This is a genomic window from Streptomyces sp. NBC_00212, assembly GCF_045206365.1.
GTDB lineage: Bacteria > Actinomycetota > Actinomycetes > Streptomycetales > Streptomycetaceae > Streptomyces.
The window spans coordinates 4,563,731-4,578,971 of record NZ_CP108115.1; the positions used below are offsets into that span (position 1 = coordinate 4,563,731).

Sequence of the window (15,241 nt, forward strand, 5' to 3'; positions counted from 1 at the left end):
ACGAGACCTCCCTGGGGTCGTCAGAGGTGACGCTCCCGCGAAACGCGGGCACGCGGACATGGGAAAGGCGTGCGCGAAGGGCGCACGCCGCGAGGGGGAGAGGGGCCGGTCGGGTCAGCCGACGGGCAGGGCGCGGCGAGGACTTCGGTCGGGACTCATTCCCGAACACCTCCTCGCTGCGGGCACGGCGGCGCCGAGAAGACGGCGACCGTGCGGTGTGGGCACGGTGATGACGTGAACCGTGCGGGTGTGGGCACGGTGATGACGGCGACCGTCATGACGACCGTGCAGGTATTTGCGTCGATACGAAAGTAACATACTTGCGCGGACGCGAAAGTACTGGTTCCGGGCGCGGGGCTCGTACTTTCGGCGGACCGGGGTCCGGCCCTATGGGCGATCCGCGACGCCCGCGCGGCCCGGCACGATCGTGGAATGCAATTCTCCCGTCGTACCGCGGTGGGGGCCGCGGTGGGAGTCGCGGTGGCGGGAGCCCTCGCCGTTCCGGCCCTGTGCACCGGACCGGCGCTCGCGGCCGCGTCCGCGTCCGCCGAGCAGCCCCACCCCGTGTCCCGCGCGGCCGAGCAGGCCGACCCGGCGCTCGACGTCGTCGCCGTCTCGATCGCGGCCGTCGCCTCCGCGGGCGGACTGCTGTACGCCCGCCGCCGCCCGCGCTGACCTTCCGCCGTCTTCGGCGCTTCTTCCGCTTCCTCTGCTCTGCCCCGGGGGTCTCCTCAATGCTGCACGTGCTGTACCTGATAGGTGTCGCCGCGTTCGCGGCCAGCGGTGTGCTGGCCGCGCACCGGGCGAACATGGACCCCTTCGGCGGCCTGGTCCTGGCCTTCGCCGCGTCGGTGTCCGGCGGCACCCTGCGCGACCTGATCCTCGACCGGCACCCGCTGTACTGGACGCACGACTGGGTCCTGCTGACCGTCATCGCCTGCACGGCCGTCGCCACGATGCTGTACCTGAGGCGGTGGGAGCTGCCGCAGCGTTCCCTGATGGTGGTGGACGCGGTCGGCCTCGCCGTGGTCACGGTGATGGGCGCCCACGCCGCGGTGGGCGCCGGGGTCACCCCGGCCGCGGTGGTGATCCTTGCCGTGCTGACCGGCGTCACGGGCGAGGTCGTACGCGACGTACTGTGCGGCCAGTTCCCGCCGCTGCTGCTCCGCGAGGAGGTGTACGCGACCGCCGCGTTGGCCGGCGCGCTCTGCTACCAGCTCCTGCACTGGCTGGAGGCGGGCCCGACCCCGACGACGGTCGCCGCCGCCGGGGTCGTCCTGTCACTGCGGTTGACGGCGGTCTTCCGGGACCTGCACCTGCCGAGGTTGCAGGGCGTGCGTCGAGGCGCGTCCGGTGGTGCCGAGTGCCCTGCCGAACACGCCCGACACGTTGAACACGCCGAACACGTCGCACATGCCGAACACACCGAACACGCCGGACGGGCGCTCCGGTCAGCCGCGGCGGCGGCGCAGGAGGAGGAAGCCGCCGGCCGCGACGCTTGCGGTGGAGACCGCGGCCAGGGCTTGCGGGGCGACGGAGTTGTCGGACGGCGTTGACGGGGCCGGGGCCGGGGCCGCGGCGGGGGTCGGGGTTGCCGGGTCGACGCCGTGGCCGTGGTGGCTCACCGTGGAGCGGGGTGCGTCCGCGGCGATCTTCTGCTCCGACGGCGCCGCGGCGGCCTTCGCGGTGCTGCCGTACACCACGTCCGAGCAGCTGTAGAAGGCCTCCGGGCTGTCGTCGCGCTGCCAGACCTTGTAGATGATGTGGCGGCCGGTGCGGGCGGGCAGCGTACCGGTGAAGTTGTAGTAGCCGTCCGTCGCCGTTCTGGAGGTCTGGTAGGTGGCTACGGGGGTGTCGTCCAGGTCGGACCACTTCAACGGCTTGGTCGGGTCGAAGCCCTGCTTGGTGATGTACACCGTCATCGTGCCCGAATGGGCCGCCGTGACGCGGAACTTGAAGTCGAACTGGCCCGCCGCGACGCTGGTGGACGGCCAGTCGGTACGGGCCCAGTCAAGGGCCCGGTACTTGTCCCGGTTCGCCGAGCACAGCTTGCCGTCCGGGATCAGCTGTCGGGACTGGCCGTTGGCGTTGGCGATGTTCACCTCGTTCCAGTCGTACAGCGGCTGGGTGCCCGAGTCCGCGACGAGGTCCTTGCACACCTGCGACACCGGGTGCTCCGGGCCCTCGGCGTAACAGGCGGCGATCCGGCTGACCGGGTTGAACATGGCTCCGTGCGCGGAGGCGGGCGTCGGGGCGAGGGTGAGGAGCGTCAGGGAGGTCGCCCCGAGGACGCCCAGGGACGCTGCGGTACGCCGTGCGGACATGCGAGTGCTCCTTGATCGTGGGGAGGCGGGGCGGCTGCGGCGGTTCGCGGGCGCGCCAAGTCGCCCTCTGGTAGCGGTAGTTGAGAGACTGGCATTGGTCTGGACCAAGTCGCAAGAGGTGTGCGGGCACCTGTCGGGAGCGGTTGGTGCCGGGAAGGCCGGTGGCGGGGTTTCGAGGAGGTCGGTGTTCGGTGCTGGGAAGGTCGGTGGTCGGAGCCGGGAAGGACGGTGGTCGGCTGTCCGCCCAGGGTCCTCCGGCCGCGGAAGCGGCCTGTCCGCGGCGCGGCAGCCGTCCCCCGGCGGCCGCCGGGGCGGGGGCGGGGTCAGCCAGGCCCGGGAACCCACCGGGCGGGGTGACCCGGGCCCGGGAAGCCACCCCCGCCGGCCCGGACAGTAGAGTGCGGCTCCGTCCCCCGCGCGCTCACACCGAGGTACCCACACCGTGACCCCCCACTCTCCGAACCCCCTCCCCGACGTCACCGTCATCGGGATCGGGGCCGACGGGTGGGCCGGGCTCGCCCCCCGGTCGCGGGACGCGCTCACCCGCGCCGATGTCGTCATCGGCGGGGTGCGCCAGCTCTCGCTGCTGCCCGACGCGTGCGGAGCGGAACGAGTTCCCTGGCCCAGCCCGCTCCGCCCCGCCGTCCCCGCGCTCCTCGAAGCCCACCGCGGGCGTCGCATCGCCGTGCTGGCCAGCGGTGACCCCATGTTCTACGGGATCGGGCGGACCCTCACAGAGCTCCTCGAAACCCCGCCACTCGTCCTGCCGCACCCCTCCTCCCTCTCCTACGCCTGCGCCCGCCTCGGCTGGGCCGTCGAGGAGACCGAGGTCGTCACCGTCGTCGGACGGCCGCTCGCCCGGATCGCCGCCGCCCTCCACGACGGGCGTCGGCTCCTCGTGCTCAGCGCCGGTGCCGACACCCCCGCCGACGTCGCCGCCCTCCTGCGCGACCGCGGGTTCGGGCCCAGCCGGATGCGCGTGCTCGAACAGTTGGGGTCCGAGGGCGAAGGCTGCGTCGAAGGGAGCGCCGACGGGTGGGACCTGCCGCCCGGCGACGCCCTCAACGTCATCGCCGTCGACTGCCGCCGCGCCCCCGACGCCCTCCGCCTCGGCGCCGTACCGGGACTCCCCGACGACGCGTACGAGCACGACGGGCAGCTCACCAAGCGGCACGTCCGCGCCGCCACCCTCGGCGCGCTCGCGCCGGCGCCCGGCGAACTGCTCTGGGACATCGGCGGCGGCTCCGGCTCCATCGCGGTCGAGTGGATGCGCACGCACCCCTCCTGCCGGGCCCTCACCGTCGAGCGCGACCCGGTACGGGCCGACCGCATCGCCCGCAACGCCGACCGGCTCGGCGTGCCCGCGCTGCGCGTCGTCACCGGCCCCGCTCCGGCCGCCCTGGCTCAACTCCCCACCCCCGACGCCGTGTTCATCGGTGGCGGCCTCACCGCACCCGGGCTGCTCGCGGCCTGCTGGGACGCGCTTCCCGTCGGCGGACGGCTCGTCGCCAACACCGTCACCCTGGAGTCCGAGGCGCTGCTCGCCGAGTGGTACCGGCGGCACGGCGGCGAACTCGTACGGCTCGCGGTCGCGCACGCCGTGCCGGTCGGCGGGTTCACGGGGTGGCGACAGGCCATGCCGGTCACTCAGTGGGCGGTGGTCAAGTCCGGCCCCGTACCCCTCAACACCCTTTCAGGAGACGACAGATGACCGTGTACTTCATCGGCGCGGGCCCCGGTGCCGCCGACCTGATCACGGTGCGCGGCGCCCGTACGCTCGCCTCCTGCCAGGTCTGCCTGTACGCGGGGAGCCTCGTCCCGCGCGAGCTCCTCGCGGAATGCCCCGAGGGCGCCCGCCTCGTGGACACCGCGCAGCTCAACCTGGATGAGATCGTCGGGCAGTTGGTACGCGCCCACGAGGCGGGGCAGGACGTGGCCCGGCTGCACTCCGGCGACCCTTCGGTGTTCAGCGCCGTCGCCGAGCAGATGCGGCGGCTCGACGCGGCCGGGGTGCCCTACGAGGTCGTGCCGGGGGTGCCCGCGTTCGCCGCGGCCGCGGCCGCCCTCAAGCGGGAGCTCACCGTGCCCACGGTCGGCCAGACCGTCATCCTGACCCGCATCGCCCAGCGTGCCACGGCCATGCCGGAGGGCGAGGACCTCGCGACGCTGGGGCGCAGCGGGGCGCTTCTTGTTCTGCACCTGGCTACGGGGTACGTCGACCGGGTCGTCGAGGAGTTGCTGCCGCACTACGGTGCGGACTGCCCTGCGGCGGTGGTCGCCTTCGCCTCCCGGCCCGATGAGCTCGTCCTGCGCGGGACGCTCGCCGACATCGCGGGGCAGGTCAAGGAGGCGGGTGTCGTGCGTACGGCTGTGATTCTGGTGGGGCGGGTGCTGGGGGCGTCCGAGTTCAGGGACAGCCACCTGTACTCGGCCGACCGGCACCGCTGCTAGGGGGCTGCCCCCTGACCCGGGGTCGCTGGGGGCGCTGCCCCCCGACCCCCGCTCCTCAAACGCCGGAGGGGCTGGTTCGGTTGGCTGCGGACCGTGGTCGCTTCTCGCGCAGTTCCCCGCGCCCCTAACAGGACTGGTGTCGGCCAGTACTGGCGTCTTCAGCCCGTCCGGCGATTGAGGACGAGCGCCCTTCAGGCGCGAACGGGGTCTGGGGCGGAGCCCCAGGAAAACCGGCTTCACCTCTTTCCAACCCCCGGCGGGTTTCGGGAAGGGGCGGGGTGGGGGATCCCGGGGTCTGGGGCGGAGCCCCAGCACCTCCCGGTCCAGCGTGACGTCACGGCCCAGCCGGCTCGCTTCGGCCCACCACGTTCCCCGCCCGGTCGATGCAGATCACGTCCACCACCACCGGCGCCCCCCGCAGCACCCCCAGCGCTTCGTCCCGGGCCCGTGCCGCCACCAGGTCGCCCAGGGGGACCCCCGCTGCCGTGCAGGACTGGAGTGCCGCCAGGCCTGTGTTGGCCTCCGCCACCTCCGCCGCCAGCGACTCCGTCGCGCCGCCCTCGCGGGCCAGTTCCGCCAGGAATTGCTTGTTCACCTGGGAGCGGGCCGAGTGCAGGTCCAGGTGGCCCGCCGCCAGTTTCGACAGTTTCGCGAAGCCGCCGCAGATCGTCAGGCGGTCCACCGGGTGGCGGCGTACGTACTTCAGGACTGCTCCCGCGAAGTCGCCCATGTCCAGGAGGGCGTCCTCCGGCAGCCCGTACTCCGTCACCACGGTCTTCTCCGACGTCGAGCCCGTGCACCCCGCCACATGCGTACGGCCCGCCGCCCTCGCCACGTCCACCCCGCGCCGGATCGAGTCGATCCACGCCGAGCAGGAGTAAGGGACGACGATGCCCGTGGTGCCCAGGATCGACAGGCCGCCCAGGATCCCCAGGCGCGGGTTCCACGTCGAGCGGGCGATCTCCTCTCCGTGGTCCACCGAGATCGTGATCTCCACGTCTCCCGGCGCGCCGTGCCGGCCCGCCACCAGCGCCACGTGGTCCCGCATCATCTGGCGCGGAACCGGGTTGATCGCCGGTTCGCCCACCGGCAGCGGCAGGCCCGGCAGGGTGATCGTGCCCACCCCCTCGCCCGCCCGGAACACCACGCCCGAGCCCGGCGGAAGCAGTCGCACCGTCGAGCGGATCAGCGCGCCGTGCGTCACGTCCGGGTCGTCGCCCGCGTCCTTCACCACCGCCGCCATCGCCCGCCCGGCCGCCAGCTCCTCCGCCGCCAGCGCGAACGCCGGGGTCTGGCCGCGTGGCAGCGTGATCGTCACCGGGTCGGGGAACTCTCCGGTCAGCAGCGCGGTGTACGCGGCGGTCGTGGCCGCCGTCGCACAGGCACCGGTCGTCCAGCCGGGGCGAAGACCGGTGTGCTTGAGTTGGGCGCCGCGCCCGCCCTTCGCCTCACTCATCACCCACGGCCCTGCCCGCCCTGCTCACGCCCTTGGCCTCACTCACGAACGGAACCCGATCCTGTGCACGTCTTGATTCTGGGGGGTACGGGCGAGGCCCGTCGGCTGGCGGGGCTGCTGCACGGCGCCGAGGTCGCCGGGCTGCGCGTGACCAGTTCGCTCGCGGGGCGGGTCGCCGCGCCCCGGATGCCGGACGGGGAGGTCCGTATCGGCGGGTTCGGCGGCGTCGAGGGCCTCGCGCGGTGGCTGCGTACGCACGAGGTGGACGCGCTCATCGACGCCACCCACCCTTTCGCCCGGACGATCAGTTTCAACGCTGCGGCGGCCGCAGCCGCAGCCCATGTTCCCCTGCTCGCGCTGCGCCGGCCCGGCTGGGTCCCCGGCGAAGGCGACCGCTGGCACCCGGCGGACTCCCTCGACGAGGCCGCGGCCCTGCTCCCCGCCCTTGGCCGCCGCGTCTTCCTCACCACCGGACGCATGGGGCTCGCGGCCTTCGCCCACCTCGACGCGTTGTGGTTCCTCATGCGGTCCGTCGACGTGCCTGAGTCTCCTTGCCCGGCTCACATGGAGGTGCTGCTCGATCGGGGGCCCTTCACCTTGGAGGGGGAGCGGGACCTCTTGCGCGCCGCCGCCATCGACGTACTCGTCACGAAGGACAGCGGGGGCGCCGCCACCTCGCCCAAGCTCACCGCCGCCCGCGAGGCCGGCATTCCCGTCGTCGTCGTGCGGCGGCCGCCCGTGCCGGAAGGGGTGAGCGTGGCGGCCACCCCCGAGGAGGCGGCCGCCTGGGTGGGTCAGTTCTCCGGGTAGCGGCGCGGGGTCCAGACGATCTCCTCGCCGTCCCCTCGCCGTACGGTCCGGGTCTGCGAGGAGCCGATCAGCAGGATCGTGCGCATGTCGACCTCGGCCGGGTCGAGGTCGGTCAGGCGCACGATGCGGACCCGTTCGGTGGGCCCGCCCACGTCCCGGGCGACCACGACCGGGGTGTCCGGCGTCCGGTGTTCCAGGAGCAGCTCGCGGGCCTTGGCGACCTGCCAAGTGCGGCTTGCGGAGCCGGGGTTGTAGAGCGCGAGTACGAGATCGGCCGAGGCCGCCGCGTGCAGGCGCTCCGCGATGACCTCCCAGGGCTTGAGCCGGTCGGACAGCGAGATCGTCGCGTAGTCGTGGCCGAGCGGGGCGCCCGCGCGGGCGGCGGCCGCGTTCGCGGCGGTCACCCCCGGCAGGACCCGCACGGGGACGTCCGCGTACTCCGGCTGCGAGGCCACCTCAAGGACGGCGGTGGCCATCGCGAAGATGCCCGGGTCGCCGCCCGACACGACAGCAACTCGCCTGCCCCGCATGGCCAGTTGGAGGGCGAACTCGGCGCGCTCGGACTCCACCTTGTTGTCCGAGCCGTGCCGCCGCTGCCCGGGGCGCTCCGGCACCCGGTCGACGTACGTGGTGTAGCCGACCACGTCGTCGGCCGAGGCGAGGGCCCCTCGCGTCTCCGGGGTCAGCCACAGCGGGCCCGCCGGACCCGTGCCGACGACCACGACCTCGCCGCGCTCGCGCTCCGGCGGGACGGCGTCGATGCGGCTGGGGAGCACCGCGACGGAGAAGTACGGCACCGACTCGGCGTCGATGTCGACGAGCCGGCCGGTGCGCTCGCCCTCCATCGTGGCGCGCTCCACGTACCGCGCCTCGTCGAGGCGGCCCGAACGCTCAAGGGCGCGGCGGACCTTGGTGAACGTGCGGCCCAGCTTCATCACCACCGCCGAGTCGGTCGCCGCCAGGCGCGCGGTGAGCTCCTCCTCCGGCAGCGTGCCGGGCAGGATCGTGAGCACCTCCTCGGCCTCCACCAGCGGCTCCCCGAGCCGGGCGGCCGCCGCGCTCACCGAGGTCACACCGGGGATCACCTCGGTGGGATAGCGGTGCGCGAGCCGCTTGTGCATGTGCTGGTACGAGCCGTAGAACAGCGGGTCGCCCTCGGCGAGCACGGCGACCGTGCGGCCCGCGTCGAGGTGCTCGGCGAGCCGGGCCGAGGCCTCCTCGTAGAAGTCGTTCAGGGCGCCCCGGTAGCCGCCGGGGTGGTCGGTGGTCTCCACCGTGAGCGGGTAGACCAGCTTCTCCTCGATGTGGTCGGCACGGATGTGCTTCGCCGCGATCGAGCGCGCTATGGACCGGCCGTGCCGCGCCGAGTGGTACGCCACCACGTCCGCCTCGGCGATGGCCTCCACCGCGCGTACGGTCATGAGGGACGGGTCGCCGGGCCCGAGCCCGACCCCGAAAAGACGGCCGGGCATGCTGCTGTTCTCGTTCATTCCGCCTCGCTCGCGATCGCGTTGAGCGCTGCCGCGGCGATCGCGCTGCCGCCGCGCCGGCCCCGCACCACCAGGTGTTCCAGGCCCGAAGGGTGCGCGGCGAGCGCGTCCTTGGACTCGGCGGCGCCTATGAAGCCGACCGGCACGCCGATGACGGCGGCCGGGCGCGGCGCGCCCTCCTCGATCATTTCGAGCAGCCGGAACAGCGCGGTGGGCGCGTTGCCGACGGCCACGACCGCGCCGTCGAGGCGGTCGCGCCACAGCTCCAGGGCGGCGGCGCTGCGCGTCGTGCCCATCTTCGCGGCGAGCTCGGGCACCGACGGGTCGGCCAGCGTGCACAGGACCTCGTTGTCGGCGGGCAGCCGCTTGCGGGTCACCCCGCTGGCCACCATCCGCGCGTCGCACAGGATCGGCGCGCCCGCGCGCAGCGCCTCGCGGGCCCGGGCCACGACGCCGGGCGTCCAGCCGAGGTCGCGGGTCAGGTCCGTCATGCCGCAGGCGTGGATCATGCGGACCGCGACCTGGCTCACGTCGGCGGGCAGGCCGGTGAGGTCCGCCTCGGCGCGGATCGTGGCAAAGGACTGGCGGTAGATCTCCGCGCCGTCCTTCTCGTAGTCGAACACTGTGCTCTCGCTCATCTCGTCGTTGTCCCCGATTCCGTTCCGAGTCCGGTGCCGTCGCCGGTGGCCGGTCCGGTTGTCCCGCGTACCGCTCCCGCTCCCGTCGCCGTCATGCCCGGCCGCTCCGAGCGGCCCTCACGGCCGCCGCCAACTCGCCCTCCACCACCGGCACTTGATGCTCCCGTGCGCCCCGTACCGCCACCGTGTAGTGGCCGTCGGTGGTCGCGGTCACGTCCACCCAGTCGCCGTGCGGGTGCCCGCAGCGGCGTTCGCAGCCCGACCAGTGGACGGGGAGTGCGCCCGGGTCCGGCAGGGCGTCCCGGCGCACGTCGGCCAGCGCCTTGGCGCAGCCGGGCCGGCCGGTGCACGCCCCGACCCCGGTCCACGGGGCGTCGGGGGCGGTGATGAACCCGGCGTCGTCGAGCTGCCGCAGCTTCTCGTGGGCCGCGCGCTCGTCGAACCCGGGGAGGACGAGGCCGCGCCACGGGGTGGTCCTGACCTCGCCGCCGGAGCCGGCGAGCGCCCGCAGCTGCGTGCTGGTCACGCGGCCCAGGACGGGGGCCACGATCACGGCATACGTCCCGTCCGGGGCGGCAGCGGTGCCGGGTTCCGGGGCGGTCGCGTGCGCGTCCGGTACGGGGGTGGGCTCGGCCGGGATGCCCGCGTGGGCCAGGGCGTCCGCCAGGGCGACCTCGTGGCCCGGGGGGAGTTCGCGTACGCGCCAGGCGCCGGTGTCGGCGGCGGCCGCGGTGGCGAGGAACGCGCGGGCGGCTTCGAGTGCCGCGCGGGGGGCGTCGGCCGCCGCCACGCGCAGCGCGCTCGCCCCGACCCGTACGACGGCGGTGCCCTCCGCCTGTGCGAGCAAGGTCACATCGGCGCCGAGGCCCGCGACGTCGCCGCGGCCGTCGTCCAGGGCGAACAGGAAGCGGCCCGAGAGCGCGGTCGTCCAGTCCCGGCCGCACAGCAGGGTGTCCAGTTCGCGCAGCCAGGGGTGCAGGGTGCCGTGGCCGAGGCCGTCGAGCCCGGCCAGTGGCGAAGCCACGATGTTACGGATCCGCTCGTGCCGCTCGGAGGGCAACAGGGCGGTGTGGCGCAGGAGTTCGGCGAGGCCGGTGCCGCAGCTGTCACCGATGCCGCGCAACTCGGCGTTGCCGCGGGATGTGATGCCGAGGTGGCCGTCCCCGTACCGCTCGGCCGCGACGGCCAGGGCCTCGACCTGACGGTTCGTCAAGATGCCGCCGGGGAGCCGGAGTCGGGCCAGCTTGCCGTCGTCGGCGCTGTGCAGGCGGAGGGCGCCGGGGCAGGCGTCGCCGCGGTCCCGTACGACGGGGGCCGGGCGGGCGGGTGCGCCGGTCGCGTCCCGGTCCGTCGCTCGGACGTCGTGCACGACAGCTCCCAAGGGGTCCTCTATGCGGGGTTCGCCCTGGTTGGGGGGTGTTGAGGAGGGGGGCGGCATGGCGGCGAGCATACCCACGAGCGAGCCGGTGGCCACCCTGCGAGGTCTTCCCCACCCCGCCCCTTCCCTAGACCCTCCGGGGGTTGTCGTTGGGCTGCGGCCCGGTGGTCGTCCCCTGGGGCTCCGCCCCAGACCCCGTTCGCGCCTGAAGGGCGCTCGTCCTCAAACGCCGGACGGGCTGAAATGCCCTGGTGCGGGCCAGCACCGACGCCGCTAGGGGCGCGGGGCTGTGACATTGTGCGGCTCCGCCGCCTGGGCACGACCAGTAGCGCTGGGTGCCCTACAGGGGCGCGGGGCTGTGACATTGTGCGGCTCCGCCGCGTGGGCGCGAGCAACCACGCACGGTCCGCAGGGTGACGGGCGTCGGGAGGTCCGGGGCGCAGCCCAGGGGGCCCGCACCGCACCCTGCCAGGGGCGCGGGGAACTGCGCGACCAACCACGCACGGTCCGCAGCCAACGGACGGCATGCCCGCAGGAGCACCCGGCCTCGCTCACCGGCCGGGCGCATCACCATGCCGCTGGGGGCGCGGGGAACTGCGCGACAAGCCACAGACGGCCCGCACCGAACCTCACCACCCCGCGGAAGCGCCCCGCACCGAACCTCACCACCCCGCGGAAGCGCCCCGCACCGAACCTCACCACCCCGCGGAAGCGCCCCGCACCGAACCTCACCACCCCGCGGAAGCGCCCCGCACCGAACCTCACCACCCCGCGGAAGCGCCCCGCACAACCCGGAGCGCCCCGGGTCGCCCCCGGCGGGGTCGCTACTATGCAGGCACCGGGCCGCCTGGCCCGGCACGCCGGTGACGGCGTCAGGGGAGGAAGCCCGGTGTGATTCCGGCGCGGTCCCGCCACTGTGAGCCCGGATCCAAGCCCCTCGCGGAGCTTCGGCGCCGGGTGAGTCAGGAACTCCCCCCTCCCCTCGGGGAGACCCATTCCGACACCACCCGGGGCGCGGACACCCCGAGGAAGGCCTGACGCCGCATGCTGCACACGTCCGGGGAGCCCGCAGAGGACCCCCGCCCCATCCTGCTCCTGTCGACGTCCGACACCGACCTCCTCAGCGCCCGCGCCGCGAACGGCCCGGTGCCCTACCGGTTCGCCAACCCGTCCCGGCTCGCGATGGACGCCCTGCCCGGTCTCATCGACGGCGTCGGGCTCGTCGTCGTACGCCTGCTCGGCGGCGTGCGCGCCTGGCAGGACGGGCTCGACCAGCTCACCGCGAGCGGCCTGCCCGTCGTCGTGCTGACCGGCGAACAGGCCCCGGACGCCCAGCTGATGGCCACCTCCACCGTGCCCGTCGGCATCGCCGCCGAGGCGCACGCCTACCTCGCGCACGGCGGCCCGGCCAACCTCGACCAGCTCGCCCGCTTCCTGTCCGACACCGTGCTGCTCACCGGCCACGGCTTCGAGCCGCCCGCGCCCGCCCCCTCCTGGGGCCCGCTGGAGCGCACGGCCCGTACGGTCGACGGTCCCACCGTCGCGGTGCTCTACTACCGCGCCCACCACATGAGCGGCAACACCGCCTTCGTGGACGCCCTGTGCGGCGCGATCGAGGACGCCGGAGCCCGCGCGCTCCCGCTGTACGTGTCCTCGCTGCGCTCCCCCGAGCCCGAGCTCATCGACGAACTGGGCGCCGCCGACGCCATCGTGACCACCGTCCTCGCGGCCGGCGGCACCAAGCCGGCCACCGCGTCGGCGGGCGGCGACGACGAGTCCTGGGACGCGGGCGCCCTCAGCGGCCTCGACGTACCGATCCTCCAGGCGCTCTGCCTCACCGGCTCGCGCAGCGCCTGGGAGGAGAACGACGAGGGCGTGTCCCCGCTGGACGCGGCCAGCCAGATCGCCGTCCCCGAGTTCGACGGCCGCCTGATCACCGTCCCGTTCTCCTTCAAGGAGATCGATGAAGATGGTCTGCCCGCGTACGTCGCCGACGCCGAGCGCTCGGCGCGCGTCGCCGGGATCGCCGTACGGCACGCCCGCCTCAAGCACATCCCGGCCGCCGACAAGCGCATCGCGCTCGTGCTGTCCGCGTACCCGACCAAGCACTCCCGGATCGGCAACGCGGTCGGCCTCGACACCCCCGCGAGCGCCGTCGCGCTGCTTCGCCGGCTGCGCGCCGAGGGCTACGACTTCGGGCCCGAGGGCGAGATCCCGGGCCTGGTCTCCGGCGACGGCGACGAGCTGATCCGCGCCCTGATCGACGCGGGCGGCCACGACCAGGACTGGCTCACCGAGGAGCAGCTGGCCGCCAACCCGGTCCGCATCCCGGCCGCCGACTACAAGCGCTGGTACGCGACGCTGCCCGAGGAGCTGCGCAGCGGCGTCGAGCAGCACTGGGGGCCGCCGCCCGGCGAGATGTTCCTCGACCGGTCCCGCAACCCCGAGGGCGACATCGTGCTCGCGGCCCTGCGCCGCGACAACCTGCTGATCCTCATCCAGCCGCCGCGCGGCTTCGGCGAGAACCCGATCGCGATCTACCACGACCCCGATCTGCCGCCCTCGCACCACTACTTGGCCGCCTACCGCTGGATCGCGGCGTCCGCCGTCGACGGCGGATTCGGCGCCGACGCGATGATCCACCTCGGCAAGCACGGCAACCTGGAGTGGCTGCCCGGCAAGAACGCGGGCCTGTCCGCCGCCTGCGGCCCGGACGCCGCCCTCGGCGACCTCCCGCTGGTGTACCCGTTCCTGGTCAACGACCCGGGCGAGGGCACCCAGGCCAAGCGCCGCGTGCACGCCACGCTGATCGACCACCTGGTGCCGCCGATGGCCCGCGCCGACTCGTACGGCGACATCGCGCGCCTGGAGCAACTCCTCGACGAGCACGCCCAGATCGCGTCCATGGACCCGGCCAAGCTCCCCGCGATCCGCGCCCAGATCTGGACGCTGATCCAGGCCGCGAAGCTCGACCACGACCTGGGGCTCGAAGACCGCCCCGAGGACGAGGGCTTCGACGAGTTCATCATGCATCTCGACGGCTGGCTCTGCGAGATCAAGGACGTCCAGATCCGCGACGGCCTGCACGTGCTCGGCAACGCCCCGGCCGGCGCCGACCGCGTCAACCTGGTCCTCGCGATTTTGAGGGCGCGTCAGATCTGGGGCGGCACCACCGCCCTGCCCGGCCTGCGCGAGGCGCTCGGCCTGGACGAGTCCGCTGCCACCCGCACCTCCGCCGACGAGGCCGAGGAGCAGGCCCGCGCCCTGGTCCAGTTGATGGACGACGCCGACTGGGACCTGGCCGCGATCCCCGCCGACCAGTCCCAACAGGTCGCCGCCATCCTGGAGTTCGCGGCCCGCGAGGTCGTCCCGCGCCTGGCCGCGACCACCGCCGAACTCGACCACACCGTCCACGCCCTGAACGGCGGCTTCGTCCCGGCAGGCCCGTCGGGCTCCCCCCTCCGCGGCCTCGTCAACGTCCTCCCGACCGGCCGCAACTTCTACTCCGTAGACCCCAAGGCCGTCCCCTCCCGGCTCGCCTGGGAGACGGGCCAGGCCCTCGCCGAGTCCCTCGCCAACCGCTACCGCACCGACAACGGCGACTGGCCGACCTCGGTCGGGCTCTCCCTGTGGGGTACGAGCGCGATGCGCACGGCGGGCGACGACGTGGCCGAGGCGATGGCGCTGCTCGGTGTGCGCCCCGTCTGGGACGACGCCTCGCGCCGGGTCACCGGCCTGGAGCCGGTCCCGCTCGACGAGCTCGGCCGCCCCCGCATCGACGTGACCCTGCGCATCTCGGGCTTCTTCCGCGACGCCTTCCCGCACACCATCGGCCTGTTGGACGACGCCGTGCGCCTGGCGGCCTCGCTCGACGAGCCCGCCGACCAGAACTACGTACGCGCCCACACGCAGGCCGACCTCGCCGAGCACGGCGACGAACGCCGCGCCACCACGCGCATCTTCGGCTCCCGCCCCGGCACGTACGGCGCGGGCCTGCTCCAGCTCATCGACTCCCGCGACTGGCGCACCGACGCCGACCTCGCCGAGGTCTACACGGTGTGGGGCGGCTACGCGTACGGCCGCGAGCTGGACGGCCGTCCGGCGCGGGACGAGATGGAGACGGCGTACAAGCGGATCGCGGTCGCGGCGAAGAACACCGACACCCGCGAGCACGACATCGCCGACTCGGACGACTACTTCCAGTACCACGGCGGCATGGTGGCGACCGTCCGCGCGCTGCGCGGCACCGCCCCCGAGGCGTACATCGGCGACTCGACGCGCCCGGAAACGGTCAAGACCCGCACCCTGGTCGAGGAGACCAGCAGGGTCTTCCGGGCCCGGGTCGTCAACCCCAAGTGGATCGAGGCGATGCGCCGCCACGGCTACAAGGGTGCCTTCGAACTCGCCGCGACCGTGGACTACTTGTTCGGCTACGACGCCACGACGGGCGTGGTCGCCGACTGGATGTACGACAAGTTGACCGAGACGTACGTCCTGGACCCGACCAACCGCGAGTTCCTCCAGGCCGCCAACCCGTGGGCCCTGCACGGCATCGCGGAGCGCCTGTTGGAGGCCGAGTCCCGCGGCATGTGGGCGAAGCCGGACCCGGCGGTCCTCGAAGCCCTTCGCCAGGTGTACCTGGAGACCGAGGGCGACCTGGAGGACGAGGGCTGAGTTCCCCGCAGGACGGCGGG

General features: G+C 73.9%; 11 protein-coding genes and 1 riboswitch. Of the genes, 6 read left to right on the plus strand and 5 right to left on the minus strand.

From position 1 onward, the window contains the following. Positions 1-432 precede the first annotated feature (432 nt). Together OHA17_RS20945 and OHA17_RS20950 are read left to right on the plus strand one after the other, a co-directional pair. Positions 433-675, plus strand: a complete 243-nt coding sequence (locus OHA17_RS20945) for a hypothetical protein (protein WP_406507861.1) — start codon at positions 433-435, stop codon at positions 673-675. A 59-nt stretch (positions 676-734) separates the two neighbouring features. Continuing rightward, positions 735-1,556, plus strand: a complete 822-nt coding sequence (locus tag OHA17_RS20950) for a trimeric intracellular cation channel family protein (protein WP_406507862.1) — start codon at positions 735-737, stop codon at positions 1,554-1,556. Here the strand turns inward: OHA17_RS20950 and OHA17_RS20955 are convergent. Next, positions 1,452-2,324 carry a lytic polysaccharide monooxygenase gene (locus OHA17_RS20955; protein WP_406507863.1) on the minus strand — a complete coding sequence of 291 codons (873 nt, stop codon included), beginning with the start codon at positions 2,322-2,324 and terminating at the stop codon, positions 1,452-1,454. The genes OHA17_RS20950 and OHA17_RS20955 overlap by 105 nt on opposite strands. A 442-nt stretch (positions 2,325-2,766) precedes the next feature. Here OHA17_RS20955 and cbiE point away from each other — a divergent pair, with 442 nt between their 5' ends. Both cbiE and cobM read left to right on the plus strand, forming a co-directional pair. Next, a complete protein-coding gene (gene cbiE / locus OHA17_RS20960; RefSeq protein ID WP_406507864.1) occupies positions 2,767-4,035 on the plus strand; it encodes a precorrin-6y C5,15-methyltransferase (decarboxylating) subunit CbiE in 1,269 nt (422 codons plus the stop codon). Beyond that, positions 4,032-4,775 carry a precorrin-4 C(11)-methyltransferase gene (cobM, locus tag OHA17_RS20965; RefSeq protein ID WP_406507865.1) on the plus strand — a complete coding sequence of 248 codons (744 nt, stop codon included), beginning with the start codon at positions 4,032-4,034 and terminating at the stop codon, positions 4,773-4,775. The genes cbiE and cobM overlap by 4 nt, the downstream gene beginning before the upstream one ends. Before the next feature lie 334 nt (positions 4,776-5,109). On the opposite strand, the gene OHA17_RS20970 is transcribed toward cobM, so the two are convergent. Further along, complete coding sequence (locus OHA17_RS20970) at positions 5,110-6,231, minus strand: cobalt-precorrin-5B (C(1))-methyltransferase (protein WP_406507866.1); 1,122 nt, start codon at positions 6,229-6,231, stop codon at positions 5,110-5,112. 63 nt (positions 6,232-6,294) lie between these two features. Here OHA17_RS20970 and OHA17_RS20975 point away from each other — a divergent pair, with 63 nt between their 5' ends. After that, positions 6,295-7,041 (plus strand): cobalt-precorrin-6A reductase, encoded by a 747-nt coding sequence (locus OHA17_RS20975; RefSeq protein ID WP_406507867.1) that lies wholly within the window; start codon positions 6,295-6,297, stop codon positions 7,039-7,041. Here the strand turns inward: OHA17_RS20975 and OHA17_RS20980 are convergent. From OHA17_RS20980 to OHA17_RS20990, 3 genes are all read right to left on the minus strand, one after another. After that, positions 7,026-8,513, minus strand: a complete 1,488-nt coding sequence (locus OHA17_RS20980) for a precorrin-2 C(20)-methyltransferase (RefSeq protein WP_406510774.1) — start codon at positions 8,511-8,513, stop codon at positions 7,026-7,028. The genes OHA17_RS20975 and OHA17_RS20980 overlap by 16 nt on opposite strands. Positions 8,514-8,527: 14 nt before the next feature. Further along, positions 8,528-9,169, minus strand: coding sequence for a precorrin-8X methylmutase (locus OHA17_RS20985; RefSeq protein WP_406507868.1), 642 nt, complete (start codon positions 9,167-9,169; stop codon positions 8,528-8,530). 91 nt (positions 9,170-9,260) lie between these two features. Further along, a complete protein-coding gene (locus OHA17_RS20990; RefSeq protein WP_406510775.1) occupies positions 9,261-10,619 on the minus strand; it encodes a cobalamin biosynthesis protein CobG in 1,359 nt (452 codons plus the stop codon). Positions 10,620-11,425: 806 nt separating this feature from the next. Continuing rightward, positions 11,426-11,519: riboswitch (cobalamin riboswitch) on the plus strand. Between the two features lie 72 nt (positions 11,520-11,591). Here OHA17_RS20990 and cobN point away from each other — a divergent pair. Then, positions 11,592-15,221: a cobaltochelatase subunit CobN gene (cobN, locus tag OHA17_RS20995; RefSeq protein ID WP_406507869.1), complete on the plus strand. Its 3,630-nt coding sequence runs from the start codon at positions 11,592-11,594 to the stop codon at positions 15,219-15,221. Positions 15,222-15,241 lie beyond the last annotated feature (20 nt).